This is a genomic window from Sphingomonas cannabina, assembly GCF_021391395.1.
GTDB classification, from domain to species: domain Bacteria; phylum Pseudomonadota; class Alphaproteobacteria; order Sphingomonadales; family Sphingomonadaceae; genus Sphingomonas; species Sphingomonas cannabina.
Genome location: NZ_CP090059.1, coordinates 1,298,042 through 1,324,108, shown reverse-complemented (window position 1 = coordinate 1,324,108; position 26,067 = coordinate 1,298,042). Strand labels below are relative to the sequence as shown.

Here is a 26,067-nt window from a genome sequence, read left to right as displayed (position 1 = left end):
ACCGGTTAGCCGCCCCGTTGCGGGGACGCTACTCCTTGATCAGGTCGCGTTCGCGCAGAAATACGATCACCACCACGAGCGACATCGCCACCACGCCCCAAGTATACCACAACCCCGCGAAAGGATCCCCCGTCCGCGCAACGATATACTGGCTGATCAGCGGCAGGAACCCGCCGAAATAGCCGGTGCCGATATGATAGGGGATCGACATCGAGCTGTAGCGGATGCGCGGCGGGAACAGCTCCGTCAGCAGCGCCGCGACCGGTCCGTAGGTCGCCCCGGACAAGGCCGCCAACAGGAAGATCGCGACGAGGATGCGCACGATGTTGCCGGGCGACGGCACCACCTTGTCGAGCTGATAGCCCGCCCCTGCCAGCGCGGCGTCGATCGCAGCCGGGCTGTTGTCGCCGCCCACCGGCACGCCGCCGATCGTCACCGCCACCGCCGGCGCCTCGGCGGTGGTGTAGGCGATGCCCTTCTTCGACAGATAGTCGAGCAGCTGGCCGCATTCGTCCTTCTGCTTCGCCGCGAAGGGGGCATAGTGGCATTGCGGCCCGGCCACGATCACCGGTGCCTCGCGCGCGGCATGGGCGAGATGGGGATTGGCGGCGGCGCCCATGTACCAGAAGATCGGGAACAGCAGCACCAGCGTCGCGATATAGCCGATCACGATCGGCTGCCGCCGCCCGACCCGGTCGGACAGCCGCCCGGCGAGGAGGAACCAGACCAACCCCATCACCGCGCCCGCGCCGGTGATGAGCTGCGCGGTGGTCTCCTCGACCCGCATCGTCGTCTGAAGGAACGACAGCGTGGTGAACAGGGCGGTGTACCAGATCACCGTCAGCCCCGCGGCGATGCCGAACAGCGCGACGAACAGCCGTCGGCAGTTGCCGGGATAGGTGAAGCTCTCGACGAAGGGATTGCGCGCGGTCTCGCCCGCTTCCTTGATCGCCTGGAACACCGGGCTCTCGGACAGCTTGAGGCGCATGTAGAGCGACACCGCCAGCAGCACGATCGAGAAGAGGAACGGCACGCGCCAGCCCCACGCCTGCCATACCGCATCGGTCATCGTCAGCTTGGCGGAGAGCACCACGATCAGGCTGAGAATGAAGCCGCCGCTGACGCTCGCCTGGATGAAGCTGGTGAAGAAGCCGCGGCGGCCGGGCGGCGAATGCTCGGCGACATAGATCGCCGCGCCGCCATATTCGCCGCCGAGCGCGAGCCCCTGCGCGACGCGCAGCAGCAGCACGATCACCGGCGCCGCCATCCCGATCGCCGCCGCCGACGGCACCAGTCCGACGCCGGCGGTGGCGATGCCCATCAGCGTGATGGTGATGAGGAAAGTGTATTTGCGCCCGAGCCTGTCGCCGAGATAGCCGAACAGCACCGCCCCCAACGGCCGAAAGCCGAAGCCGACCGCGAACCCCGCCCAGGCGAGCAACGTCTGCACCATCTCGCTGCCGGCAGGGAAGAAGGTGCGCCCGATGATCCCGGACGCGGCGAGCGTGCCGTAGATGAAGAAATCATACCATTCGAACACGGTGCCCAGCGACGAGGCCGAGATGACCAGCCGCATGTCCTTCGCGCTCGGTTCGCTTGTCGGCGCATTCTCGGCGGTGGTCGCCATCATCCCCTCCGTTGCTCGGCGGAACCAAGCAAAGCCGATCCCATTAGGGAAGTGAATTCTTTGTCTTCAAGCTCCTCCCCGGCACGGGGAGGGGGACCGCTCGCGAAGCGAGTGGTGGAGGGGCCCGCCTAGACGGATTCCGGCGTTGAGGGCCCCCTCCACCAAGCCGCTGCGCGTCTTGGTCCCCCTCCCCGTGCCGGGGAGGAGCTTGAGTCCCATCTACGCCGCCATCCGCTCCCGCGCCGCCAGCACGGCGCCGAAATTGGCTTCCGCCCATTCGACCAGTCCCAGCAGCGGCGCGGCGAAGCTCTTCCCGAGCGGGGTCAGCGAATAGGTGACGCTGGGCGGCACGGTCGGCCGGACGTCGCGGTGGACGAGCCCGTCGGTCTCCAGCGTGCGCAGCGTCTGGGTCAGCATCCGCTTCGAGATGTCGGGCACCGCGCGGGCGAGCGCGCTGAATCGCTTCGGCCCGCCTGCCAACGCGCCGAGCAGCAGCATCGACCAGCGATCGCCGATCCGGTCGAGCAGGCTGCGCACAGGGCACCGTGTCTCGTTGAACCCCATCGCCAGCCATTGCTCGAACTTCACACCCAGCGTCTCATGCGCGTCCATCGGGTATCTCCGGCGTAACCAGGTGACGGGAAAGTGCCGTCTTCCGGATCGATTTGTAGTCTCTATTTGAGACCATGGTCAATCATCGAGACCGGAGACCGCAATGACCGTACAGCCTCGTTTCTTCGTCACCGCCGCCAGCGGCCAGCTCGGCCTGCTCGTTGTCGCCGCGCTCGCCAGGCGCGCAGGACCTGCCGCCGTCGCGGCGATCGTCCGCGATCCCGCTCGCGCTGCTTCGCTCTTTCCCGACGGCGTGACGATCCGCCAGGGCGACTATGAGCGGCCGGATACGCTCGACACGGCCTTCGCCGGTGCCGAGCGGCTGCTGCTGATCTCATCGAACGCGGTCGGCCAGCGCGTCCCGCAGCACCGCAACGCGATCGAGGCGGCGAAGCGCGCCGGCGTCGCGCGGATCGCCTATACCAGCGTGCTGCGCGCCGACACGTCGAAGCTCGCCCTCGCCGAGGAGCACCTCCAGACCGAAGCGCTGATCAAGGCGAGCGGCCTTCCCTACACCCTGCTGCGCAACGGCTGGTATACGGAGAACTACACCGCCTCGATCCCCGCCGCGCTCACGCACGGCGCCGTGATCGGCAGTGCCAGGGACGGCCGCATCTCCGGCGCCACGCGGACCGACTATGCCGAGGCCGCGGCGGCGGCGCTGCTCGACGAGGATGCGCCGTCCGACGCCGTCCATGAACTCGCCGGGGATGAAGCCTTCACGATGGCCGAGTTCGCCGCCGAACTGTCGCGCCAGGCCGGCCGCGAGATTCCCTATGTCGATATGCCGGAAGCGGAGTACCGCACGGCGCTCGTCACCGCGGGGCTGCCCGAGCCCTATGCCGCGCTGATCGCGGACTCCAGCGCCGCCACCGCCGACGGCGCCGTGTTCGACGACGGACACGCGCTTTCGCGCCTGATCGGCCGGCCGACGACGCCGTTCGCTGCGACGATTGCGGAGGCGCTCAAGGGATAGGATCAGGCGACGCTCAAATCCTCCCCCGCCAGGGGGAGGTGGCGTGCGAAGCACGACGGAGGGGGAGGAAGCATACCGGTTCGCCGTCCTCCCCCTCCGTTAGCCTTAGGCTGACACCTCCCGCTGGCGGGGGAGGATTGAAAGGGACGCGCGTTTCCCGAAACGCCACGATTGACCGGTGCAAACCCTCCCGCCATAGCCCGGCATCACGCCAGGGGTGGAGAAGACGCGCATGGGGGCGATATCGGCGGTCTTCTATTTCCTCGGCCACCATCCCATCCTGGCAATGCCGCTCTATCCCCTGATCGCCTTCTCGATCGGGGCGTTGCTGGCTCGGGTGACGCGACGATCGGGATGGATGGTCCTGGGAATCCCGGGATTCATCATGGGCGTGCTCAGCCCGTTCTTCGGCTCGGCCGTGAACGCGCTGTTCCTCAACGTTGTCGGAACGCCGGGCACGGCGGTGATCGTCCATTCGGAGGAAACCAGCTCCACCCTGAACGACAACAACATCTGGTACTATGAGGCGGTCGTGCGGACGGCGGACGGGCGCGACGTCGAAACCAGCTTCGACACCATGACGGCGGCGCTCTATCCGTGGCGCAACGAGATCCTGATCCCGCCGGAGGGCGAGCGCTTCGCCGTCAAATATGTCCCGGGCTTCCCTCGCAACATCGCGATCATGGTCGATCAATCGCCCTATGGCCGCAGGCGCCTGATCGCGCGGGACAGGGAACCTGTCGAGACCGCGTCGGCGAAACTGGATGCGGCGCCGGACAATGCGAAGTTCCGCGACGAGTTGAGGCAAGCGCTCGCCGACTTCGTCGTACGTCACGCCGAGGATGCCGATCCCGCGCTGCTGGCGGACTATCGCGCGCGGCTGGCCGCCTTGGAAACGGTGCCGGCACACGGTCAACCGGACTGACGCACATTCAAATCCTCCCCCGCCAGGGGGAGGTGGCAGCTGCAGGCTGACGGAGGGGGAGGATGGCGACTTACTGCCGGTGTGCTTCCGCCCCCTCCGTCACGCTTCGCGTGCCACCTCCCCCTGGCGGGGGAGGATTTGAATGAGGCTCTAATCCAAATTCGGCCGCAGCCAGCGGGTCGCCTGCTCGACGCTCACGCCGCGCCGGGCGGCATAGTCCTCGAGCTGGTCCGGGCCGATCCGCGCAACGCCGAAATATTCCGCCTGCGGGTGTCCGAAGTAGAAGCCGCTGACCGCCGCAGTCGGCAGCATCGCGAAGCTCTCCGTCAGGCTGATGCCGGTCGCATGGTGCGCGTCGAGCATGTTGAACAGCAGCGGCTTGAGGCTGTGCTCGGGACAGGCGGGATAGCCCGGCGCCGGGCGGATGCCGCGGTACTGCTCGCGGATCAATGCCTCGTTGTCGAGCTGCTCGCCCTCGGCATAGCCCCAGAGCGTCGTGCGGACATGCTGGTGCAGCCGCTCGGCGAACGCCTCGGCGAAGCGGTCGGCGAGCGCCTTCAGCAGGATATCCGAATAGTCGTCGATCGCCGCCTTGAACCGCGCGAGGTGCGGCTCGATGCCATGGATCGAGACCGCGAAGCCGCCGATCCAGTCGCCGTCGCGGTCGACGAAATCGGCGAGGCACATGTTCGCCCGCCCCTCGCGCTTGGCGATCTGCTGGCGCAGGAACGGCAGGCGGACGAGGCTGTCACTTTCGATCAGGCCGAGGTGGTCGAGCGACTTCAGCTCCTCGGGCGTCCACACACCCTCGGGATCGACGAACACGTCGTCGTCGTGGCGCACGCACGGCCACAGCCCGACCACGCCGCGCGCGGTCAGCCATTTCTCGGCGATGATGCGGTCGAGCATCTTCTGCGCGTCGGCGAACAGGCTGCGCGCGCTCTCGCCGACCAGCTTGTCGTCGAGGATCGCGGGATAGACCCCGGCCAGCTCCCAGGCGCGGAAGAACGGCGTCCAGTCGATGCACTCGCGCAGGTCGGCGAGGTCCCAGTCGGGGAAGACATGGACGCCGGGCTGCTTCGGCTTGCCGGGCTTGAGCGCCATGTCGGCGGGGAAGGCGTTGGCGCGCGCCTTCTCGATCGGCAGCAGCTCGCTCTGGCCCTTGCCCTCGCGCGCGGCGCGGACGGCGGCATAGTCGGCGGCGACCTTGGCGACATAGTCGTCGCGCTGGGTGTCGCTGACCAGCGTCGTGGCGACGCCGACCGCGCGGCTGGCGTCGAGCACATGCACCACCGGCCCCTCATAGGCCGGCGCGATGCGGAGCGCGGTGTGGACCTTCGACGTGGTCGCGCCGCCGATCAGCAGCGGCATCGTCATCTTGGCGCGGGTCATCTCCTCGGCGACCGTCACCATCTCGTCGAGCGAAGGGGTGATGAGGCCGGAGAGGCCGATCATGTCGGCGTCGTTCTCGTTGGCAGCCTCCAGGATCCGCGACCAGGGCACCATCACGCCGAGGTCGACCACCTCGAAGCCGTTGCACTGGAGCACCACGCCGACGATGTTCTTGCCGATGTCGTGGACGTCGCCCTTGACGGTGGCCATCACGACCTTGCCCTTGCCCTTGGCGCCCTCCTCCTTCGCGGCCTCGATGAAGGGGAGCAGGTGGGCGACCGCCTTCTTCATCACGCGCGCCGACTTCACCACCTGCGGCAGGAACATCTTGCCCGAGCCGAACAGGTCGCCGACCACGTTCATGCCGTCCATCAGCGGGCCCTCGATCACCTCGATCGGCCGGGCGAACGCCAGGCGTGCCTCCTCTGTATCGTCGACGATATGGGCGTCGATGCCCTTGACCAGCGCGTGCTCGAGCCGCTTGGCGACGTCCCAGCCGCGCCATTCCTCGGCCGCCTTCTCGGCCGCCGCGTCGGTGCCGCGGAACCTCTCGGCCAGCGCGACCAGCCGCTCGCCGGCCTCGGGATCGCGGTTGAGGATTACGTCCTCGCAGGCGGTGCGCAGCTCCGGATCGATCGTGTCGTAGACGTCGAGCTGCCCCGCGTTGACGATCGCCATGTCCATGCCGGCGGGGATCGCGTGGTAGAGGAACACCGAATGCATCGCGCGGCGCACCGGCTCGTTGCCGCGGAAGCTGAAGCTGAGGTTCGACAGGCCGCCCGAGATGTGGACGTGCGGGCAGCGTTTCTTGATCTCACGCGTCGCCTCGATGAAGTCGACGGCGTAGTTGTTGTGCTCCTCGATGCCCGTCGCCACCGCGAACACGTTGGGATCGAAGATGATGTCCTCGGGCGGGAAGCCGATGCCGGTCAGCAGCTTGTAGGCACGCTCGCAGATCTCGACCTTGCGGGCCTGGGTGTCCGCCTGGCCGACCTCGTCGAACGCCATGACGACGACCGCGGCGCCATAGGCCATGCATTTGCGGGCATGGTCGAGGAACGGCTGCTCCCCCTCCTTCATGCTGATCGAGTTGACGATCGGCTTGCCCGACACGCACTTGAGCCCGGCCTCGATCACTTCCCATTTCGAGCTGTCGATCATCACCGGCACGCGCGCGATGTCGGGCTCGGCGGCGATCAGCTTGAGGAAGGTCGTCATCGCCTCGACGGCGTCGAGCAGGCCCTCGTCCATGTTGACGTCGATCACCTGCGCGCCGTTCTCGACCTGCTGGCGCGCGACGTCGACCGCCTTGGCATAGTCGCCGGCCATGATCAGCTTCTTGAACGCGGCGGAGCCGGTGACGTTGGTCCGCTCGCCGACGTTGACGAAATTGGTGGAGGATGGGGTCATCGTCTTCTCTGATCCTCCCCGCAAGCGGGGAGGATCTGATCAAGCCGCCATGGTGAACGGCTCGAGGCCCGCCAGCCGCGTCCGCACCTCCGGCGTCGGGATCGCGCGCGGCGGCAGTGCCTTCACCGCTTCCGCGATCGCCTTGATGTGCGCGGGGGTCGACCCGCAGCAGCCGCCGAGGATGTTGACCTGACCCTGGTCCGCCCATTCCTTGACCAGCGCCGCCGTCGTCTCGGGCAGCTCGTCATAGGCGCCGAGTTCGTTGGGCAGGCCGGCGTTGGGATAGACCATGATCAGCGTGTCGGCGATCTTGGCCAGCGATGCGACGTGCGGGCGGAGCTGCTCCGCGCCGAACGAGCAGTTGAGGCCGATCGTCAGCGGCTTCGCGTGCCGCACCGCGTGCCAGAACGCCTCGACCGTGTGACCGGAAAGGTTGCGGCCGGAAAGGTCGGTCAGCGTCATCGACAGCATGATCGGCAGGTCGCGGCCGAGCGCCTCGGCGGCCTCGATCGCAGCCATCACCCCAGCCTTGGCATTCAATGTGTCGAACACCGTCTCGATCAGGATGAAGTCCGCCCCGCCCTCGACCAAGGCGTCGATCTGCTCGCGATAGACCTCCTTCAGGTAATCGAAGTCGATCTCGCGATAGCCGGGGTCGTTGACGTCGGGCGACAGCGACAGCGTCTTGTTGGTCGGTCCGAGCGAGCCCGCAACGAAGCGCGGGCGGCCGTCCCTGGCGGTGAATTCATCGGCGATCGATCGCGCGAGCCCCGCGCTCGCGACGTTGATCTCGCGGACGAGATGCTCGGCGCCGTAATCGGCCTGGCTGATCCGGTTGGCGGAGAAGGTGTTGGTCGACGCGATGTCGGCCCCCGCCTCGAAATAGGCGCGGTGGATCGAGCCCGGCACCTCGGGCTTGGTCAGCGCGAGGATGTCGTTGTTGCCCTTCTGGTCGTGCGAGAGGCCGAGCGTGCCGGCGTAATCGGCCTCGGACAGCTTCCAAGCCTGGATCTCGGTGCCGAACCCGCCGTCGTTCATCAGAATGCGCTTGGCGGCTTCGGCCAGCAGTATCTCGCGTGCAGTCATCATTCCGTCCTTACTTAAGCCCCTCCCCTTCAGGGGAGGGGTTGGGGTGGGGGCTGTCCGCGAACCGGACGGCCTGCCGCACTCCCCCACCCCCAACCCCTCCCCTGAAGGGGAGGGGCTTTATATTGCTACATATTGCTACGCCGCCGCCTCCCGCGCCTTGCCCTGCGGCCTCAGCCCCAGCAGGTGGCAGATCGCGTAGCTGAGCTCCGCGCGGTTGAGCGTGTAGAAATGGAAGTTGCGTACCCCGCCCGCATAGAGCCGGCGGCACAGCTCCGCCGCCACCGTCGCCGCGACGAGCTGGCGCGCGCCGGGATGGTCGTCGAGCCCCTCGAACAGCCGCGCCAGCCACGAGGGCACCGCCGTCCCGCACATCCCCGCCATCCGCTGGATGCTGGCGAAGTTGGTGACGGGCATGATCCCCGGCACGATCTCCGCGTCGATCCCCGCCGCCGCGACGGCGTCGCGGTAGCGCAGGAACGTCTCCGCCTCGAAGAAGAATTGCGTGATCGCCCGCGTCGCGCCGGCGTCGAGCTTGCGCTTGAGGTTGTCGAGGTCGGCCGCGGGATCGGGCGAGTCCGGATGGCATTCGGGATAGGCCGCCACCGAGATCTCGAACGGGTGCAGCTTCCTGAGGCCCGCGACCAGCGCCGCGGCATTCTCGTATCCGCCCGCCGGCGACACGAACTTGGCGCCCGCCACCGGCGGATCGCCGCGCAAAGCGACGATGTGCCGCACGCCCGCCGCCCAATATTCCTCCGCGACCGCATCGATCTGCTCGCGCGTCGCCTCGACGCAGGTGAGGTGCGCCGCCGCCGCCAGCGACGTCTCGCGCTCGATCCGCGCCACCGTCGCATGGGTGCGCTCGCGGGTCGATCCGCCCGCGCCATAGGTCACCGAGACGAAGCGGGGGCCGAGCGGCTCGAGCGTCTTGACCGACTCCCACAGCGTCTCCTCCATCTTCTCCGTCTTGGGCGGGAAGAACTCGAACGACACGCCGATATCGCCGGCGAGATCGGCATAGAGCGGCCCCGCCGTCGCGCGCCGCGCTTCCTCGTCCTGCCGGGTCATGCCGCTTTCACCTCCTTCATGTCCGTGCCGGTTTTCCTCGCCAGCCACAATTTCACCGTGAGCTCGCCGCCCTCCAGCGTCTCGACCTGCACCGGCGCCAGCCCGGCGCTCTCGAACCAGCCGAGCATCTGCTCGTCCGAAAAGCCGAGCCGCGTGTGCCCCTCGCGGCTGCGCAGCTCCTCGCGATCGTGCGGCGCGAAATCGGCGATCAGCAGCCGGCCGCCGGGCGCGAGTACCCGCGCCGCCTCGGCGATCGCCGCGCCCGGCTGCTGCGCGAAATGGAGAACGTGGTGGATGATCGCGAGGTCCGCCGCATCGTCCACCATCGGCAGCGCGTAGAGGTCGGCCTGGCGCAGCTCGGTATTGGCGGCGCCGGCGAGCTTGGCCCGTGCCAGCCGCAGCATTTCCGACGAGCGGTCGATGCCGAGCGCCGTCTCCGCCCGGGGCGCGAACAGCTCGAGCATCCGCCCGGTGCCGGTGCCGATGTCGATCAGCCGGCCGAGCGGCGCGTCCCCGACCACGCGGGCCATCGCCGCCTCGACCTCGCTGTCGGCGACGTGGAGCGATCGGATCGCGTCCCATTCGCCGGCATGTGCCTCGAACCACTCGGCCGCCGCCGCGGCGCGATCGGCGCGCACCGCCGCCAGCCGCGCGCTGTCCGCCACCGCCCAATGGTCGGGCGCTTCCCTGTTCCATTCGTCGAGCGCCGTCAGCACGGGTCCGACCCGGCCGGCCTTGCCCAGCGCGACGAACACCCAGCTCCCTTCCTTGCGCCGCTCGGCGAGGCCGGCGTCGCACAGGATCTTGACGTGGCGACTGACGCGCGGTTGGCTCTGCCCCAGCACTTGCGCCAGCTCGCCGACCGACAACTCCATCGTGCGCAGCAGCGCCAGGATGCGCAGCCGCGTCCCATCCGCCAGCGCACGGAAGATGTCGAGGACCATGGTCATAGCCATATAGATATAAAGATATCTTTATATGAGGTCAACGCGGCCGTTGCGGCATCGAATTGCGGCGGGTTGCGGCACCAATCGGGCTCGGTTAGCGTTCACGTCCCAATCCACGGGGGAGAAAGACATGACCAAGCGACTGATCCTGCCGCTCGCCGTTGCCGCGACCGCCCTCGGCCTCGCCGCCTGCTCGGACAATAGCCAGACCGCGGTCGGCAATGCCGCCGATGCGGTGGCCGCCGACGCCAATGCCACGATGAGCGAGGCCGTCAACGACGTCGATGCCGCCGCCGACCAGGCGTTCGGCGCGGCCGAGAACGCGACCGATCATGCCGCCAACATGGCCGACCATGCTGCCGATACGGCCGGCAACGCGCTCCACGCCGCCGGCAACGAGATCGCGCACTGATCCGGCCATTGATCGCGGTCGCTCCGCTGCTGCTGCTTGTGGGCTGCGGCAGCGGAGACGACCAGAGGGCTCCCGGCCAGCTCACCGCCGACCAGGAGCAGGAGCTCAACGAGGCCGCCGCCGCGCTCGATGCCAATCAGGCGGCCGCCGCCAACATCGCGCCGGAGGACCTGAACTGATGCAGCCGCGCCGCCTGGGAGCCACCGACCTCGACATCGCGCCGCTGGTGCTGGGCGGCAACGTGTTCGGCTGGACCGCGGACGAGAAGGCGAGCTTCGCCGTGCTCGACGCCTTCGTCGACGCGGGCGGCACGATGATCGACACCGCCGACGTCTACTCGGCCTGGGTGCCGGGGCATCGCGGCGGCGAATCCGAAAGCATGATCGGCGCCTGGCTCAAGGCGTCGGGCAAGCGCGGCAAGGTCCAGATCGCGACCAAGGTCGGGATGCTCCCGGGCGAGGGCGGCGAGAAGCTCGCCCCCGCGCGCATTGCCGCCGCCTGCGACGCTTCGCTCGAGCGGCTGGGGGTCGAGCGCATCGACCTCTATTATGCGCACCAGGACGACGAGAGCGTGCCGCAGGAGGACGTACTGGAGGCGTTCGGCAAGCTCGCCGACGCCGGCAAGATCCACGTGCTCGGCGCCTCCAACTTCCACGCCGCCCGCCTCAAGTCGGCGAACGAGACGGCGGCGGCGAAGGACCTGCCGCGCTACCGCGTGCTGCAGCCCGAATACAATCTCGTCAGCCGCCATCGCTTCGAGGGCGAGCTCCAGGATTATTGCGTCGAGCACAACATCGGCGTGCTGCCCTATTACGGGCTCGCCTCGGGCTTCCTCACCGGCAAGTACCGCAGCGAGGCCGACCTCGGCAAAAGCCCGCGCGGCGGCCGCATGTCCGGGCTTCTCAAGGAAAAGGCCGGCGTGCTGGCGGCGATGGATCAGGTCGCGGAAGAGACCGGCGCCACCCTCGCCCAGATCGCGCTCGCCTGGCTGATGGCGCAGCCCGGCGTCACCGCCCCGATCGCCAGCGCGACCAGCGTCGATCAGCTCCGCGAGCTGGTGGGCGCGTGGGACGTGACGCTCACCACCGACCAGCTCGACCGGCTGACCGCTGCGGGGGCGTGATTCCGACACTCAGATCCTCCCCGGCACGGGGAGGGGGACCATCGCATAGCGATGGTGGAGGGGGCAGGCCACAAGTGACGGCCGGGAGGTGAGCCCCTCCACCCCCGCGCTGCGCGGCGGTCCCCTCCCCGTGCCGGGGAGGAGTTGACGATCATCACAGGTGCGCCGTCACCTCGGGCTTGTTCCACCAAGCATTGTCGCGTCCGTTGAAGAAATTCACCGGCACCGCGGCGAGTTCCTCGTCGCTCGCATTGTCGATGCAGCTGATGCTGATCGAGACGAAATCGCCGCCGATCTCCTCGACATAGCCGTCGCCGAACGGTGCCGCGCCGCAGGTGCTGCAGAAATAATGGTGCCCCTGCTTGTTGCCGAACTGATAGTCGGTGAGCGCATCCGCGCCGGCCAGCAGCCGGAACTGCTCGGGCTTGATGTTCACGCCCCATTTGCGACGCTTCATGCAGATCGAGCAGTTGCACCTGCCCGTCCCCGCCGACAGATCGATGTCCGCCTCGAAGCGGACCGCGCCGCAGTGGCAGCTGCCGTGATAGGTCTTGAGCATCGTCGTCTCCCTTGATTGCCCAGGCTTGAATGCTGGTGCCACCTACTGCCATGCTGCTGCCACCATGCTGTCAGCATAGTGACATTATGTGTTTGCGGCATCGGCCCCGCTCCCCCCACCCGGCTACCCAGCGGCAGTATCTTATGGGTTGCCCGGCGGGGGAGCGGGCCGGTGCCGGTCTCCAGGAGAGGAAATGCGACGCGCCGACCGCCTGTTCCAGATCGTCCAGATCCTTCGCCGCTCGCACCGTCCGGTGACGGCGGAGGCCATTGCTGAAGAACTCGAGACCTCGAAGCGCTCGGTCTATCGCGACGTCTCCGCGCTGATCGGCCAGCGCGTGCCGATCCGCGGCGAGGCGGGGATCGGCTATGTGCTCGATGCCGGCTTCGACCTGCCGCCGCTGATGCTGACGCCCGACGAAGCGGAGGCTGCGGTGCTCGGCGCGCAATGGGTGGCGGGTCATGCCGATCCCGCGCTCGCCCGTGCCGCCCGCGACCTGCTCGCCAAGGTCGCGGCAGTCGTCCCGTCCGAGATGCGCACGCTGATCGACGATCCCACCGCCCGCACCACGCCCGGCTGGCGGATCACGCCCGAGACGATCGACGTGACCGCATTGCGTGCGGCGATCCATGCGGGGCGCAAGATCCGCCTCGACTATCGCGACGAGAAGGGCGCGGCGACCGAGCGCACCGTCTGGCCCGCGCTGATCGGCTATCTCGACGCCGCGCGCATCCTCGTCGCCTGGTGCGAGCTGAGGCAGGATTTCCGCAGCTTCCGCCTCGATCGGATGGTGGCCTGCGAGACGCTTGCGGAGCGTTATCCCGCCCGGCCGGCGGCGCTGCGCGCACGCTGGCTTGCGCTGATGGACCAGCCGCCGGGCGCGTAGCCGCGCTTCAGGGGCGCCGCGCGAAATCGCTGACCCAGTTGACCTCCCAGGTCGCCCCTCCATCGCCGGACATCGCCTGTTCCCAGCGCGCCGAACCGGATGTGATCCGCGACCATTGCGTCCGCGTCAGGACGGGCCGGCCGTTCAGCTGGTCCTCGCCGGTGAAGGTTCCCAAACCGTCGGCGAATCGGCCCCGCACCGGCGGTGCGAAACCGGCGGGGTTGCGCCCGTCCAGCCACCAGCTCAGCCATTCGCCGCGCGCAGGATCGAACGTCCTGAGGCCGATCCCGCGATGGGCGCCGTCGGCGCGCGCGAAAAGATTGTCGCCGACGTTGCCGTGGCCGCCGAGCACCGGCCAGTTGGTCAGGGTGCCGGTGAACTCCTCCCAGTCCGTGCTGCCGGCGAGCCGCTGCCGCAGGCGACGATGCCGCACCGACCAGCGCCCATGGAGAAAATCGAAGTCGCGGCTCCTCTCCGCCAGCAGTGGCAAGGGCGTCGCGACCGGCGCGGTGCGGCTGAAGAAATTCTCCCAATTGATCTCCCAGCTCCGGCCGCCGTCGGTCGAGAGCGCCTGTTCCCAATGCGGCCGTGCGCTGTGGATATCGAGCCAGCGGAAGCGCGCGATCACCGGGCGCCCCTTGAACAGGTCGGGCCCGGTGAAGACGCCTGCATTGCCATCGAAGCCTCCGCGCACCGGCGCATCGATCACGGTCGGATTGCGGCCGTCGATCCACCAGATCGACCACCGCCCCTGCACCGGATCGAAGGCGCGGACGGTGAGGCCGCGATAGGTGCCGCTCGGGATGTCGACGATATTGTCGTCGATCGTGCCGAGCCCGCCGAGCGTCGGCCACAGCGCGCTCTTGCCCGCGAACTCCTGCCAGTCGTTGCTGCCGGCCAGCCGCTCCTTGAGGCGGCGGTGCCAGACATCCCAATTGCCGACCAGCCAGTCCCAGTCGTGCGCTCGCGCGGAGAGATCGAGGTCGCGGCCTTGGGCAAGGGTCGGCACCGAGAGGCCAAGCATTCCGCCAGCCAACGCGACGCCGGCGATCACGTCCCTGCGCCGCAACCCCTTTCCGCCGCCTGTATCCTGTTCCACCGCGCATCTCCCGCACTACCTCTCCAGGGGGAATGACATCGCCAATGCGCTTTTGGCTATGCGAAGCTTGGCCCGAGAGGCTAAGCCACACTTATGCTCGACCGCCCCTTTCCCTCGCTTGCGGCGATCCGCGCCTTCGAAGCGGCGGCGCGGCTGGGGAGCTTCACCGCGGCCGGACGCGAGCTCGGCACATCCTCGGCCTCGGTCAGCTATCATGTTCGACAGCTCGAGGCGCAGATCGGGGTCACGCTGTTCCGCCGCCGGCCGCATCGCGTCGAGCTGACCGAGGGCGGCGCGATGATCGCCGCGGAAGCGACCAATGCCTTCGCCGCGCTCCGGGCGAGCTTCGCGCGCGCGGCCGACATGGACGAGGCGCGGCTGTCGCTCACCACGCTTCCGACCTTCGGCACGAGCTGGCTGACGCCGCGGCTGGGCCTGTTCCGGGCGCAGCATCCCGACATATCGGTAGAGCTCGACGTGTCAGAGGCGGCCGAGGACCTCTCCGCCGGCCGCTTCGATGCGGCGATCCGCAACGGCGACGGCCGCTGGCCGGGGCTGCGCACGATCGAGCTGTTTCCCAGCATCTTCATGCCGCTGTGCGTTCCCGGATTGAAGGATGCCGCCACCGGCATCGGCGATCCCGGCGCCCCGCTCGAGGTTCCGCTGCTCGGCCGGCCCGACTGGTGGGCGAGCTGGTACCGGTCGCTGGGCTTTGCGGAGGGGCCGCCGGCATCGCGCTTCGGCACCAGCTTCTCGGCAGAGCATCTCGACGTCGCGGCGGCGCTCGCGGGGCATGGCGTCGTCATCGCCTCGCCGATCCTGTTCAGCCGTGAGATCGATTCCGGCCGGCTCGTGCCGGCGCACACGAAAGTCGCCGCGGCGGGGCGGTCCTTCTGGCTCGCCTATCCCCTTTCCCGCCAGCACAGCCGGAAGATCGTCCGGTTCCGCGACTGGCTGTGCGCCGAGGCGGAGCGCGCACGCGCCGAGGCGGCGGCCTTCCTGGAATGTGTGGCGTCGGCTACTTAGTCAGGGCCGATTGCTACCGGTGTCATAAGCCGGTATGACCCGGCACCAGAATCGATCGCCACGCAGCGATCAGCAAAGGAGGGGTGGATGGTGCGCCGTCACGGGTCGATGCTGCTCACGATCGGCGCTGCGGCGTTGCTGACGGCCGGTCCGGCACGCGCCGACGACGCGCCGGGGCTGCTCTTCCACGTCTCGGCGGATACCAGCCTCACCGCCGACCGCGCCGGTGGCGATGCCGTCCCCAATTTCGCAAGCAAGGTCGCGATCGACCCCACCGGCAAGACGGGCGGCGCGATCCGGTGGGAGGACGACGGCTACGTCACCTGGAACGCGCCGGGCAACATCCAGGCCCGGCGCGGCACGCTCGCCTTCTTCTGGCGGTCGCGCTACCCGGTCGGCGAAGCGCCGTTCGTGCTGTTCCGCGTCGGCTTCGCCGATCATTCGAGCTGGGACATGGCGTTCCTGCGGATCGACTGGAACGGCCACGGCTTCGACGCCTTCGTCACCGACACCAACCTCGCGCGCGAGCGGGTGTCGTTCCGGATGGATGCGCTGCCCGCACCCGACACCTGGCACCACATCGCCTTCGTCTGGGACGAGGCGGTCGGGGTGCGGCTCTACGTCGACGGCAAGGAAGTGGCTCGAAAGGACGGGCAGGCGGTGCTCGACAGCGGCCTCGACCAGTTCGGCCTCGCCGGGCGGGTGATCGCGCCGCATCAGGTGCAGAGCCGCTACAATTTCATGCGTGGCTCGGACCTGGACGACATCCGCGTCTACGACCGGATGCTGCCGGCCGCGGACATCGCCGCGCTCGCCGGCGGCGGCGCTCCGTCAGGCGCGGCCCCGCTCGACGCGGCGGGCGAGCGGCGCGCCTTTCTTCATCGCTATGGCTTCGACAAGGAATCGCCGCCCGCGCTCACCGCCGCCAGCACGCGCATCCGCAAGGTCGAGTTCGCCGACGCCAGGGACCTCAAGCAATGGATGTGGAAGGGCGTCGACGGAATCCCGGAGACGACCTGGCCCGGCGTCTACAACCGCTCGCGCCTGCCCGGCCGCAACGACTATTTCACCCTGCCCGACTGGAATACCTATGTCGAAGGCGGCAAGGCCTATGAGCTGACGATCCCGCCCGGCGAGGCGGTCAATCGCGTCGAGATCCGCGGCGCCGCCTATGGCGGCCTCGACTATGCGGCGGACGGGAAAAGCTACGCCCGGCTCGCCCGGCGGCCGCAGGGGATCGAGAAATCGATCCACAGCTTCTCCGAGCGCACCGGCGGGCGGCTGCGCTTCACCAATATCGCGCAGGAAACGCCGATCCAGGAAATCTGGGCCTATGATGTCCAACCGGGCGCAGAGCCCGAGGGTACGGTTAAGCTCAGCTACACCGTCGACAGCAAGGCCGCGCCGGGCTTCGCCGCGCTCGCCGGGCTCAATGCCTTCATCGCCGGCCGCTATCCGCCGGCGGAGCGGGCGACGGTGGTGGCGCTGCCGGCGAGCCGAGGGGGGGCAGCGGTCGGCGCAGGCAGTGCGGCCGCAGCTGGCGAGGCGCGGCGCATCGAGGATGCGGCGCCGCTCGTCCATATCCTGATCCCGTCCGGCTTCAGCGCCGCCGCACCCGACCGGCCGCTGGCGCGCGCATGGAACTATACCTGGGCGAATGCGCATGACGGGCTGGATGGCATCGCCCTCGACATGCCGGCGCTCAAGGTGGCGCCGAACCGCGACGGCCTCATCCCGCTCAACATCCGCGTCAAGGACCCGATCTGGCCCGAGCGCGACATGATCGACGTCTCGGTCTCGGTCCGCCCGGGCGAGGCGCGCACTTTGTGGCTGGACCTGCGCGACCGCATCCTGACCGAGGACAGCCTCTATCTCGCCATCGCCAGCGCGGCGCCCGATTTCGGTCCTGCTTCGATCGATGGGATGAAGATCCGGCTGGTGTTCAAGGACCGTGCCGCCGCCAAGGCCGAGCATGTCGCCGACCGCTTCAACCAGGTCCGCGACAATTGGGGCTTCCTGGTCGAGGAGCATACCGCCTCTGCCCGCGAGGCGATGTACCGCCGGGTGAAGGCCGATATCACCGACCTGCTCCGCGTCGATCCCGACAATCTCGAGGGCCGGCGCTACTGGGCCGACATCAGCTACGGCGCGACGGGAATGCCCCCCTTCACCCAGCCGGTACCGCCCGCCGGCGTGCCGCTGTGGGCGTTCCGGCAGCTCGAGGACCTGAAGCTCACGCGCCGCTTCGTCGACTGGTGGATCGACAACCGGCAGGTGCCCTACGGCGATTTCGGCGGCGGCATCTCCGACGACACCGACCTGACCCAGCAATGGCCGGGCCTGGCGCTGATGGGCGTCGAGCCCGACAAGATCAACGCGTCGCTGCGTGCCCTCTCCGATGCCGTCTACGCGAACGGCATGAACACGGGCGGGCTCGGCACCATCACCACCGACGAGCTTCACGCCTATGAGGAGGGGATGAACAGCGACGCCGAGCGGCTCTACCTCAACTGGGGCGAGCCCAGAGCGGTCGAGCGGCTGATGGCGACGACCAAGGCGCTGACCGGCATCATCCAGCGCAATCCCGCCGGCCACATGCACTTCGCCTCCAACTGGTACGGCGGCACCAAGGTTTATCGCGAAGGGCCGTGGGAGTGGCAGAAGCCCTACAGCTTCGTCGTGATGCACGCCCCGATCCTGATGGGCGTCTACAACGGCAACCCGACCGCGCGGGGCCTCGTCACCGGCGTGATCGACGGCTGGCTGGCGCATGGGAAGCAGGACGCCAAGGGGGCCTGGAGCTACCCCAACGAGATCAATTGGCGCACCGACGCCGAGCGCGCCGGCGACGGCGGCGGAGTGGCGACGCCCTATCAGTCCGTATGGGCGGCGTGGCGCTTCACGGGGGACGACAGATATCTGGCGCCGATCCTCTCGCGCGTGGCGAAGGGCGGGCCGGCATCGCTCGGCGATCTCAACGAGAACGTCGTCGCCGCGCTCGGACGGACGAACGACTGGGGCAAGGCGCTCGCGGGCCAGCCGGGCGACTTCGCGCGCGTCGCCGGCTGGGATGCGACCGGCGACAAGCGCCTGCTCGAGACGCTCCACGCCGACGCGATCGAGGACAAGACGCAGCACGAATATATGTATACCGAGGGGCATTGGTGGTCCGACCGCGTCGACCAGCCCAATGAATTCCTCCAGCGCGAGCGGCTCGGCGGGATCGCGCTGAAGCGCAACCAGACCTATCCCGGCAACGCGGTGAGTTGGCGCTTCGCCAATCCGGGCGCGGCCGAGCAGGTCGCGATCCTGGTGCCGGGCGCGACGCGCGAACGGTTCAAGGTGATCGCCTACAATATGAGCGACGTTGCCCAGCCGGCGACGATGACGGCGTGGAACGTCGCCGCCGGCCGCTGGACGATGACGGCGGGAACCAGCGCCGCCAACGGCGACACCGCCGACGGACCGCCCACCGCGACCGAGGTGACGCTGGAGCGCAGCGCGTCGGTCGCGGTGACCTTCGCCCCACGCACCACCACCGTGCTGGAGTTCGCACTCAAGTCGCCCGGCACGCCGCCGGAAAGCCGGCCGGACCTCGGCATCGGCGCCGACGACGTGCGGCGGCAGGGCCGGACGGTCTCCGTCACCGTCCACAGCCTCGGCGCGGTCGAGGCGGCCGGCGGAACGGCCATGCTGGAGGATGCAGCCGGCAAACCGGTGGCGAGCGTGCCGCTGCCGACGCTGGCCGCGCCGCTCGACCTGACGCCGAAGGCCGCGACCGTGCGCCTGACGATCCCTGCCGGCGTGCACCCGGCAGGGCTCAGGGTTCGCGTCGCGCTGCCCGATGAGGCGCCGGAGGTGACCCGGCTCAACAATGCGGTGCCGCTCCAATGAGCGGTGCCGGCGTCCCGGTGACGCGCCGCGCGCTGCTGGCGGGCGCCGGAGCGGCGCTGGCGACCGCCGCCGTTCCCGGCGGGGCGGCGGAGAGCGACGATCAGCGGCTGCGGGCCCTGCTCGACGGGCTCGACGCCCTCCCCTCGCCTTCCGCGCGGCTGGCGCGATTGGAGACGTTCCGGGGGGACCGGCTGTCGCCTTCGGCGGCGCTCGACCTGACGTGCATCCGCGAGGGCCTCGCGATCGATGCGCGCATCGCCGAGATCATGCCGTTCGGGCAACCCGGCCGCTCGCCCTACACCCTCACCCCCACGAGCGGCGCCTGGCGCGATCCCGGCCGCACCGATGCCGCCGACCGCATCGCCGCCGACACCCGCGCCATAAGCTCCGAAGCGGCGGCAGGAATCATCCTCCCGCGCACGCTGCTCGACCGCACCGCCGCTGCCGTGACCAATGCAGCCGCGCAGGCCCAGGGCGGCACCGCGACCGCACTGCGCGAGCAGGCAGCGCTCCTCGCATCGCTGGCACCTCGGGCAGGCGATGCGCCGGGCATGTGGCGGCTGCCGAACGGGGCCGAATACTACGACCTGTTGCTCGACCGGCAGTTCGGCTTCAGGGGCGGCGGCACGGCGGCGCATCGGCTGTTCCTCGCCAAGGCGGAGGAGCTGATCCGCGCCGCCGACGCGGTGCTCCGGCGCCTCGGCCGCCGCGAGGGCACGGTCGGCGAGCGCATCGTCGCCGCCTTCCGCGATCCCGCGCATCTCTACGGCAACGACGATGCCGGGCGCACCCGCGCGGTCGCCGACATGAACCGCCTCCTTGCTTCCGCCAAGGCGCGGGTACCGGCGCTGATCGGCCCGGTGCCGCCGGAATGCCTGAACGTCGCCGTCCGCCGCATGTCGCCGGCCGACGAGGCCGCCGCCCGCAGCGGCTATCGCGAGCTGCCGACGCCGGACGGCAAGCCCGGCGGCTATTTCGTCGACCTCAGCGACATCCGCCGCCGCCCCGCCTGGAGCCTCGGCAGCGTCGTCCATCACGAGCTGATCCCCGGCCACATGATCCAACTCCCGATGGAGGCGCGCGCCGCGCCGCATCCGCTGCGGCTGCGCTATGCCTCCGCCTTCGCCGAGGGCTGGGCGGTCTATGCCGAGCAGCTCATGGCCGCGGATGGCGCCCATGCCGGCAATGATCTGATGCTTTTGGGACACATTCACTGGCTGTTGTTCCGAATTGCGCGAGCGGTCATTGACACCGGTGTCCATAGTGAGCGATGGTCAGCATCGGAAGCTCGTCAGAAGCTGGGGATGATGCAAGGCGAACCCGCTTTCTTCGCCACGTTCGACCAGGACGCCGATCGCGTCTGCCTGGAGCCGGCCGTGCGGGCGGGCGAGGCATCGGCGTGGCTCGCCCTAGCCGAGACCGGTGCCGGACGCGGCGGCACAGCGCTCAGGCGCTTCCATCAGGCGGTGCTGGCGCATGGTCGGGTACGGAGGTCCATGCTCGGCACGGACTGAGACACGCAATAACCAAATAACACAAAACAAACGAAAATTCTGGGAGAGAGATATGAGCAAAGGGATTGAGTTCAAGCATTGGATGCGCGGCGGCACGTCGGTGGCGGCATTGGCGCTTGCGGTGACATTCTCGGCGGCAGCCCATGCCCAGGCGGCAGGACCGAACGACACTTCGGCAGCAACCGCCGTGCCGCAGGATCAGGCGTCACCGGATCAGGGCGCCGACTCCAACCAGGACATCATTGTCACCGGTTTCCGCGGCAGCCTCGCCCGCGCGCTCGACGAGAAGCGCCAGTCGGCGGCGGCGATCGACTCGATCCTCGCCGAAGACATCGGCAAGTTCCCGGACCTCAACCTGTCCGAGTCCATCCAGCGCATCCCGGGCGTCGCGCTGGCACGTGACGGCGGCGAGGGCCGGCAGATCTCTGTCCGTGGCCTCGGCGCGCAGTTCACGCGCGTGCGCATCAACGGCATGGAGGCGATGGCCACCGCCGGCAGCTCGGACGCCTCGGGCGGCACCAATCGCGGCCGCGCGTTCGACTTCAACGTGTTCGCCGCCGACCTGTTCAACGGCATCACCGTCCGCAAGACCGCCGATGCGGTGACCGAGGAGGGCTCGCTCGGCGCGACCGTCGACCTGCAGACCGCGCATCCGTTCGACTACAAGGCGGGCCTGACGATCGCCGGCGGCGCGCAGGCCGGATACAACGACCTGTCGGAGAAGGTATCGCCGCGCGCCGCGGGCATGATCTCGTGGCGCAATGCCGACGAGACCTTCGGCGTGCTCGCCTCGGTCGCCTATACCAAGCGCCAGATCGTCGAGAGCGGCTATTCGACGGTGCGCTGGACGACCAACACCGCGGGCGTCGCGCCGGGCTTCCAGAGCTATCTCGGCACCACCTGCGCCTATCCGACCGCGAGCGGCCCCTCGACCACGCCGCAGTGCATCGAGGCTAACAACCTCTTCCACCCGCGCTTCCCGCGCTACGACTATTACATCACCGATCAGGAGCGCATCGGCGCCACCGCATCGGTGCAGTGGAAGCCGACCGACAGCACCACGATCACCGTCGACGGCCTCTATGCCCAGTTCAAGGGCACGCGCGAGGAGCGCTATCTCGAGGCCAACGGCTTCTCCGTCGCCGGCGCCTGCACCGCAACGTCGCGGCCGACCAATTGCGGCGTCGCCGATGTCGACGTCACCGCCGCCACGGTCGAGAACGGCGCGCTGATCGCCGGCACCTTCAACGACGTCGACCTGCGCGTCGAGAACCGGTTCGACCGGCTCGACACCAAGTTCAAGCAGCTCACGGTCAAGATCGATCAGCAGCTCGGCGAGAATCTGTCGATCAACCTCCTCGCCGGCCATTCGCAGTCGGACCACGACAATCCGGTCCAGAACACCGTCACCTTCGACCAGTTCAACGTCGACGGCTATAGCTACGACTATACCGACCGGAAGCATCCGGTGTTCGACTTCGGCACCGCCGACCTCGACAATCCGCAGGCCTGGGTGCTGAGCCAGCTCCGCCTGCGCGCGGCGGGGGTCAAGAACCGGTTCGACAACGCCCAGCTCAACCTCAACTGGAAGGTCTCGGACGAATTCTCGATCGACGCGGGCGCCTCCTACAAGGAGTACAAGTTCCGCAGCATCGACCTTCGCCGCAGCAACGGCACGACGGCGGCGCAGGACACCAACCTCGCCTGCTGCACGCTGCCCGGCGACACGCTCGACAAGTTCGGCCACGTCGTGTCGATCGAGGGCCAGAGCTTCTTCGCCCCCGACTATTTCGCCGCGCGCGATTATTTCGGGCTGGAGGATCCGACTGCTCGGGGCGGCGCCTTCCGCCTCGGCATCGAGCCGGGCCTCGCCGGCAACACCCGCGTCGAGGAGCATGACAAGGGCGGCTTCGTCCAGTTCAACTTCAACCACGACTTCGGCATCTTCAATCTGCGCGGCAACGGCGGCGTGCGCTATGTCCAGACCTTCCAGCGCGCGCAGGGCTATTCGTTCCTCGGCGGCCAGGCGACGCCGATCACCTCGTCGCGCACCTATGAGGACTGGCTGCCCTCGATGAACCTGGTGATCGAGCCGAGCCGCGACTTCCTGCTCCGCTTCGCCGCGGCGCGGGTGATGGCGCGGCCGGACCTGGGCAGCCTGCCGCCCTCGGCATCGGTGGGCGTCTCGGGCGCCAACAGGACGGTGTCGGCGGGCAACCCCAACCTCGACCCGTTCCGCGCCACCACCTACGACGTCTCCGCCGAATGGTATTACCAGCCGGGGGCGCTGCTGTCGGTCGCGCTGTTCCAGAAGGACATCGACAGCTTCGTGCAGACGGTGCAGTCGTCGGGCGCCTTCTCCGAGAACCCGTTCGGCCTACCCGACAGCCTGGCGATCGCGGCATGCGGCAATCTCTATCCGGCGACCTGCAATCCCGCCTTCACCAACTGGGTCTTCTCCGTGCCGCGCAACACGCCGGGCGGGCGTCTGCGCGGCTATGAGATCAATTTCCAGCAGCCGTTCCGTTTCCTGCCGGGCTTCCTCGGCAACTTCGGGGTGCTGCTGAACTACACGCACGTCAGCTCGAACATCAAATATCTGAACGCCCAGGGCCAGGTGATGAAGATCGACGACCTGACCGGCCTGTCGCGCCACTCGGCCAACGCCACCCTTTATTACGAGGACAAGCTGATCAGCGCCCGCGTCTCCGGCGCCTACCGCAGCGGCTACATGAGCGACGCGGTCGGCACCCAGGGCGTCGACAGCCAGGGCACCAACAAGACGTTCAACCTCGACGCCTCGGTGCAGATCAACGTCACCAAGCAGATCAAGCTGACGTTCGAGGGGGTCAACCTCACCGACCAGTATCAGGACCAGTATGTCGACTCGCGCAACCTGCTGTCGGTCTATCACCACACCGGCCGCGAGTTCCTGGTCGGCGTGCGCTTCAACTACTGACGTCTCCTCACCTGCCGGCGCGATCCCCTAGGGTTGCGCCGGCCTTTCCCGTCTCGGAGTATCGCATGCGGCGTGCCACAGCTTTGATCCTCGGCCTCGGCACCGTCTGGTCGATAATGGCAGCCGTGCCCGCCGTCGCCTGCTCCGCCGCTCCGCCCCGCGCGCAGCTGCTCGACACGATGAAGCGGGCGACGCGCTTCATGGTCGACAAGGCATCGGTCCACGGCGGCTATGTCTGGGCCTATCTGCCCGACTTCTCGCGCCGCTGGGGGGAGATGGAGGCCTATCCGACGATGGTGTGGGTGCAGCCGCCCGGCACCGCGACGATGGGGCATTTGTTCCTCGACGTTTATCACGCGACCGGCGACGATTATTATTATCAGGCGGCGGTGAAGGCGGCGGACGCGCTGATCGAAGGGCAGCTGCCGAGCGGCGGCTGGCATTATTTCATCGACTATGGCGGTCCGGACTCGACCAGGCGCTGGTACGCGACGATCGGCAGGAACGCCTGGCGGCTGGAGGAATTCCAGCACGACTGGGGCAACGCCACCTTCGACGACGCCGGAACGTCGGAGTCGATGCAGTTCCTGCTCAGGCTCTACCTCGAGAAGCGCGACCCGCACCTCAAGCCGGCGCTCGACAAGGCACTGGGCTTCGTCCTCGAGAGCCAGTATCCGAACGGCGGTTGGCCGCAACGCTATCCGGCGACCAAGAGCCCGTACATCGATCACGGCAAGCCCGACTATACCGGCTTCATCACCTTCAACGACGACGTCGCGGCGGAGAACATCAAGTTCCTGCTGATGTACCAGCAGACGCTGGGCGACCCGCGCATCCCAGACGCGATCCGGCGCGCGATGGACGTGTTCGTCGCCGCGCAGCAGCCGGCGCCGCAGGCCGGCTGGGGGCTGCAGTATACGCTCGACATGAAGCCGACCGGCGCGCGCACCTACGAACCGACCGCGCTCGTCACCCACACCACCGCGGCCAATATCGAGCAGCTGTTCGAATTCTATCGCCTGACGGGCGATCCGAAATTCCTCGCACGTGTGCCCGAGGCGCTGGCATGGCTCGATTCCGTGCGGCTGCCCGACAATCTCGTCAAGAACGGCAGGGCCTATCCGACCTTCGTCGAGATCGGCTCGAACAAGCCGCTGTTCGTCCATCGCCGCGGTTCCGACGTGGTCAACGGCGAATATTATGTCGACGGCAATCCCGAGCACACGCTCGAGCACTACAGCTCCTTCCGCAGCATCGACGTGCCGAAGCTGCGCGCCGAATATGAGCGGCTGAAAGCGATCCCCGGCGACGTGATCGCCAGGGACTCACCGCTCCGCGCCGGAACCAGGGCGCCGCTGCCGCGCTATTTCCTCGTCGACCTCGGCAAGAATTCGGATCGCAACCTCGGCGGCAAGCGCCCCTCGGCGGAGGCGCTGGTCGCCTCGCTCAATGCCGAGGGCTGGTGGCCGACCGAGCTCAAGACCACCAGCCATCGCTATACCCGTGACGGCTCGCCGACGCCGGTGCCGGGCGACTATGGCGCGACCCGCGTCGGCGACGACACCGACACCTCGCCGTACATCGATCCGCACCCGGCGATCGGCATCTCGACGGGCGCTTATATCGAGAACATGGAAACGCTGATCGCGGAGCTCGGCCATGCGGGGTAGCCTGCTTCTCCTGATGAGCCTCCTTCCCGCCACGGCGGCCGCGCAGGAGGGTCAGATGACCGTCGTCGACGAAACCTCGGTCAAGCGCGACGAGCCGACGCCGCACGGGAAGATCGGCATGAGCACCGCCTGGCGGATCAGCGATGCGGTGCCGGACCGGAACATGGAGTTCCGCAAGCGCGCGCTGCATCCGGGCGCGGCGATCGGCGCGCACAAGCTCAGCCACGACGAAGTCTATTATGTCGTCTCCGGCCGCGGCGAAGCCTTCTCCGGCGACCGCAAGGCACAGGTCGGGCCGGGGCAGGCGGTCTATTTCTTCACCGGCGAGACGATGGGCATCCGCCAGCAGGGCAGCGAACCGCTGGTGCTGATCATCAGCTATCCGCTGGCCGAGCGGGTGAAGTAGGAAAACCCCTCTCGCATTGGAGAGAGTTCCGGATCGGCCATGCCCCCGGCGTGGCCTCAACAGCGCGGAGCACGACTTCCGAGGGGCTGGGGGGTAAACCGGATGCATTCCCGGTCGTGGCGCTGATCGGGTTGCGGTTGGCCCCCGATCTCTGAGCGGCTAAACCACTAGAACGGAACCAAAAGAGCCGTGCACAAGCGCCGTCACATTCATGCGAGCTTGCTTGTGAATTTGATCTGGTAGCCGACCACGATCCGCCATTTGACCGCTATCGGCGGCCAAATGTTTGGCGATCAGTTCTTTATAGTCTTGCAATGCCTTTCCGGCGAAATCTGCTTCGATCGCCAAGGAACCTCTTACCGGCTCCCCATCGAACACAAGAGCAACGTTAGCTACGTGCTGAGGGCGCTCTTCAATCTCGCCTAGCTCGGCCTCTAAGCGAGTTGGGCGCTTGCGAAGTGAGAGAGCCCCTA

21 protein-coding genes are annotated in these 26,067 nt (G+C 68.2%); 12 read left to right on the top strand and 9 right to left on the bottom strand.

Annotation, left to right across the window (positions count from 1 at the left end):
* Nucleotides 1-28: 28 nt before the first annotated feature.
* Together LZK98_RS06420 and LZK98_RS06415 are read right to left on the bottom strand one after the other, a co-directional pair.
* Nucleotides 29-1,630: an MFS transporter gene (locus LZK98_RS06420; RefSeq protein ID WP_406693955.1), complete on the bottom strand. Its 1,602-nt coding sequence runs from the start codon at nt 1,628-1,630 to the stop codon at nt 29-31.
* A gap of 216 nt (nt 1,631-1,846) precedes the next feature.
* Entirely contained in the window at nt 1,847-2,239 is a 393-nt protein-coding gene (locus LZK98_RS06415) for a winged helix-turn-helix transcriptional regulator (RefSeq protein WP_233785572.1), read from the bottom strand.
* A gap of 103 nt (nt 2,240-2,342) precedes the next feature.
* On the opposite strand from LZK98_RS06415, the gene LZK98_RS06410 reads away from it, so the two are divergent.
* Complete coding sequence (locus tag LZK98_RS06410) at nt 2,343-3,215, top strand: SDR family oxidoreductase (RefSeq protein WP_233785571.1); 873 nt, start codon at nt 2,343-2,345, stop codon at nt 3,213-3,215.
* 232 nt (nt 3,216-3,447) lie between these two features.
* On the top strand, nt 3,448-4,140 hold the full coding sequence (locus LZK98_RS06405) for a hypothetical protein (protein WP_233785570.1): 693 nt from the start codon (nt 3,448-3,450) through the stop codon (nt 4,138-4,140).
* A 150-nt stretch (nt 4,141-4,290) separates the two neighbouring features.
* Here LZK98_RS06405 and metH read toward each other — a convergent pair whose 3' ends face one another.
* From metH to LZK98_RS06385, 4 genes are all read right to left on the bottom strand, one after another.
* Complete coding sequence (gene metH, locus LZK98_RS06400; RefSeq protein WP_233785569.1) at nt 4,291-6,942, bottom strand: methionine synthase; 2,652 nt, start codon at nt 6,940-6,942, stop codon at nt 4,291-4,293.
* 39 nt (nt 6,943-6,981) lie between these two features.
* Nucleotides 6,982-8,028, bottom strand: coding sequence for a homocysteine S-methyltransferase family protein (locus tag LZK98_RS06395; RefSeq protein WP_233785568.1), 1,047 nt, complete (start codon nt 8,026-8,028; stop codon nt 6,982-6,984).
* Between the two features lie 138 nt (nt 8,029-8,166).
* Nucleotides 8,167-9,099, bottom strand: coding sequence for a methylenetetrahydrofolate reductase (gene metF / locus LZK98_RS06390; RefSeq protein WP_233785567.1), 933 nt, complete (start codon nt 9,097-9,099; stop codon nt 8,167-8,169).
* Nucleotides 9,096-10,049 carry an ArsR/SmtB family transcription factor gene (locus LZK98_RS06385; RefSeq protein WP_233786516.1) on the bottom strand — a complete coding sequence of 318 codons (954 nt, stop codon included), beginning with the start codon at nt 10,047-10,049 and terminating at the stop codon, nt 9,096-9,098. The genes metF and LZK98_RS06385 overlap by 4 nt, the downstream gene beginning before the upstream one ends.
* 127 nt (nt 10,050-10,176) lie before the next feature.
* Here LZK98_RS06385 and LZK98_RS06380 point away from each other — a divergent pair, with 127 nt between their 5' ends.
* The 3 genes from LZK98_RS06380 to LZK98_RS06370 are packed head-to-tail and all read left to right on the top strand — an operon-like array spanning nt 10,177 to nt 11,581.
* Nucleotides 10,177-10,458, top strand: a complete 282-nt coding sequence (locus tag LZK98_RS06380) for a hypothetical protein (RefSeq protein WP_233785566.1) — start codon at nt 10,177-10,179, stop codon at nt 10,456-10,458.
* Nucleotides 10,459-10,466: 8 nt separating this feature from the next.
* A complete protein-coding gene (locus LZK98_RS06375; protein WP_233786680.1) occupies nt 10,467-10,637 on the top strand; it encodes a hypothetical protein in 171 nt (56 codons plus the stop codon).
* Nucleotides 10,637-11,581 carry an aldo/keto reductase gene (locus LZK98_RS06370; RefSeq protein ID WP_406693952.1) on the top strand — a complete coding sequence of 315 codons (945 nt, stop codon included), beginning with the start codon at nt 10,637-10,639 and terminating at the stop codon, nt 11,579-11,581. Before LZK98_RS06375 ends, LZK98_RS06370 begins: the two co-directional genes overlap by 1 nt.
* Nucleotides 11,582-11,735: 154 nt before the next feature.
* On the opposite strand, the gene LZK98_RS06365 is transcribed toward LZK98_RS06370, so the two are convergent.
* Nucleotides 11,736-12,140 (bottom strand): GFA family protein, encoded by a 405-nt coding sequence (locus LZK98_RS06365; RefSeq protein ID WP_233785565.1) that lies wholly within the window; start codon nt 12,138-12,140, stop codon nt 11,736-11,738.
* A gap of 193 nt (nt 12,141-12,333) precedes the next feature.
* Here LZK98_RS06365 and LZK98_RS06360 point away from each other — a divergent pair, with 193 nt between their 5' ends.
* Nucleotides 12,334-13,026, top strand: a complete 693-nt coding sequence (locus tag LZK98_RS06360) for a helix-turn-helix transcriptional regulator (RefSeq protein WP_233785564.1) — start codon at nt 12,334-12,336, stop codon at nt 13,024-13,026.
* Between the two features lie 7 nt (nt 13,027-13,033).
* On the opposite strand, the gene LZK98_RS06355 is transcribed toward LZK98_RS06360, so the two are convergent.
* Nucleotides 13,034-14,125, bottom strand: coding sequence for a hypothetical protein (locus LZK98_RS06355; protein ID WP_233785563.1), 1,092 nt, complete (start codon nt 14,123-14,125; stop codon nt 13,034-13,036).
* 93 nt (nt 14,126-14,218) lie between these two features.
* On the opposite strand from LZK98_RS06355, the gene LZK98_RS06350 reads away from it, so the two are divergent.
* The 6 genes from LZK98_RS06350 to LZK98_RS06325 all read left to right on the top strand — a co-directional run bounded on the left by LZK98_RS06350 (nt 14,219) and on the right by LZK98_RS06325 (nt 25,594).
* Nucleotides 14,219-15,151, top strand: coding sequence for a LysR substrate-binding domain-containing protein (locus LZK98_RS06350; RefSeq protein ID WP_233785562.1), 933 nt, complete (start codon nt 14,219-14,221; stop codon nt 15,149-15,151).
* An 87-nt stretch (nt 15,152-15,238) separates the two neighbouring features.
* On the top strand, nt 15,239-19,045 hold the full coding sequence (locus tag LZK98_RS06345) for a LamG domain-containing protein (protein ID WP_233785561.1): 3,807 nt from the start codon (nt 15,239-15,241) through the stop codon (nt 19,043-19,045).
* Nucleotides 19,042-20,559 (top strand): DUF885 family protein, encoded by a 1,518-nt coding sequence (locus LZK98_RS06340; RefSeq protein ID WP_233785560.1) that lies wholly within the window; start codon nt 19,042-19,044, stop codon nt 20,557-20,559. The genes LZK98_RS06345 and LZK98_RS06340 overlap by 4 nt, the downstream gene beginning before the upstream one ends.
* A gap of 52 nt (nt 20,560-20,611) precedes the next feature.
* The gene (locus LZK98_RS06335) at nt 20,612-23,518 is read left to right on the top strand and encodes a TonB-dependent receptor (RefSeq protein ID WP_233785559.1); all 2,907 of its coding nucleotides are present in this window, start codon (nt 20,612-20,614) and stop codon (nt 23,516-23,518) included.
* A gap of 65 nt (nt 23,519-23,583) precedes the next feature.
* Nucleotides 23,584-25,188, top strand: coding sequence for a pectate lyase (locus tag LZK98_RS06330; protein WP_233785558.1), 1,605 nt, complete (start codon nt 23,584-23,586; stop codon nt 25,186-25,188).
* Nucleotides 25,189-25,243: 55 nt separating this feature from the next.
* On the top strand, nt 25,244-25,594 hold the full coding sequence (locus tag LZK98_RS06325; protein WP_406693948.1) for a cupin domain-containing protein: 351 nt from the start codon (nt 25,244-25,246) through the stop codon (nt 25,592-25,594).
* A 159-nt stretch (nt 25,595-25,753) separates the two neighbouring features.
* Here LZK98_RS06325 and LZK98_RS06320 read toward each other — a convergent pair whose 3' ends face one another.
* On the bottom strand, nt 25,754-25,942 hold the full coding sequence (locus LZK98_RS06320) for a hypothetical protein (RefSeq protein ID WP_233785557.1): 189 nt from the start codon (nt 25,940-25,942) through the stop codon (nt 25,754-25,756).
* Nucleotides 25,943-26,067 lie beyond the last annotated feature (125 nt).